The sequence below is a fragment of the Vibrio rotiferianus CAIM 577 = LMG 21460 genome, from assembly GCF_002741985.1.
Taxonomy (GTDB): domain Bacteria; phylum Pseudomonadota; class Gammaproteobacteria; order Enterobacterales; family Vibrionaceae; genus Vibrio; species Vibrio rotiferianus.
This window is the reverse complement of the sequence record NZ_APHW01000059.1, coordinates 1-975: the sequence shown is the minus strand read 5'-3', so window position 1 is coordinate 975 and position 975 is coordinate 1. Positions and strand designations below refer to the sequence as shown.

Annotated in this window: 1 protein-coding gene; it reads right to left on the bottom strand. The window is 42.8% G+C overall.

The features are described from left to right. On the bottom strand, window positions 1–173 hold a 173-nt coding region (locus B853_RS15850), incomplete at its 3' end, for a helix-turn-helix domain-containing protein (RefSeq protein WP_143700802.1). Window positions 174–975: the final 802 nt, after the last annotated feature.

Below are 975 nucleotides of genomic sequence, written 5' to 3'. Positions count from 1 at the left end.
TGATAGGAGTACCTTTTAAAGTGTCTGTTGTATCGGGAATTGCGTTCAATTTCTCGATAGATAGTAGCTTTGTGACGACCCAGTTGTTTAGCTATTTTAGGGGTACTAATTCCTTGCTTTCTGAGTGCAGAAATCATATACCTTTCGTTCTCAGTGAGGTGCGTGTATCTCATGTTTTTTACTTCTTGGCGGGAGCAAACTTCATGATTATCGCATCTCACTGTTTTTATGTTCAGAGGTGTCGCACTTCGTACTTGAATCCAAGGCATATAACAAATTGTTCAAGAGTGATTCGGCACGCGTGGCATTTTTACTATGCGTTGGTTTCAATGGTTAAGGTGGTATGCGGGGGCTTGGGTATTGCGTTACTCACACCTTAGCAAGGCGTTAGTCGCCAGAAAAAGCTAGCAATCAAAATCATTCTTCTAAGCTCAAAACTTGGCTACTGATTGCTTGGTTCATTGTTCAATCTTCGACGGTCAAAGCTCAGTTTCATCGGTCTTAAATCAATGCGTTGCTATTTTCCAAGCGGTTGTTTCGTTCTCTGATGCTGACAGAGCAGGGCAATCGAGAGTCTGTTTTCGGTTGCAACTCAGCTCGTTGAGTTTATTGGGTACAAAAGCAGATTTACTCGCTGAAATGACTTTTTCTCTGGTGTTGTAAGTTCCACATGGTTTCAGCGACTTTGTTGAAAGTCCGCACTGTGAGATTGGTTTTCCAAAAGCGCTTTTTGGTGTTGTCAGTCTGTTTTCTACGGCGTTGTTTGTTCCAAGTGGTTTCATTGAGTAGCCGCTTTGAGACTACGCCTGACTTAAATGCATCAAAGCACATAAAGTTTGTTGTTCGCAAAGTTTAGTTCGGCTTAAAATTGTCGCTCGGTGCCTCGCGACTAACAAACTGCTCAAGAGGGATTCGCAACGCGTGGCATTTTTACTATGCGTTGATTTTAGTGATTAAGGTGGTATGCGGCGGCTT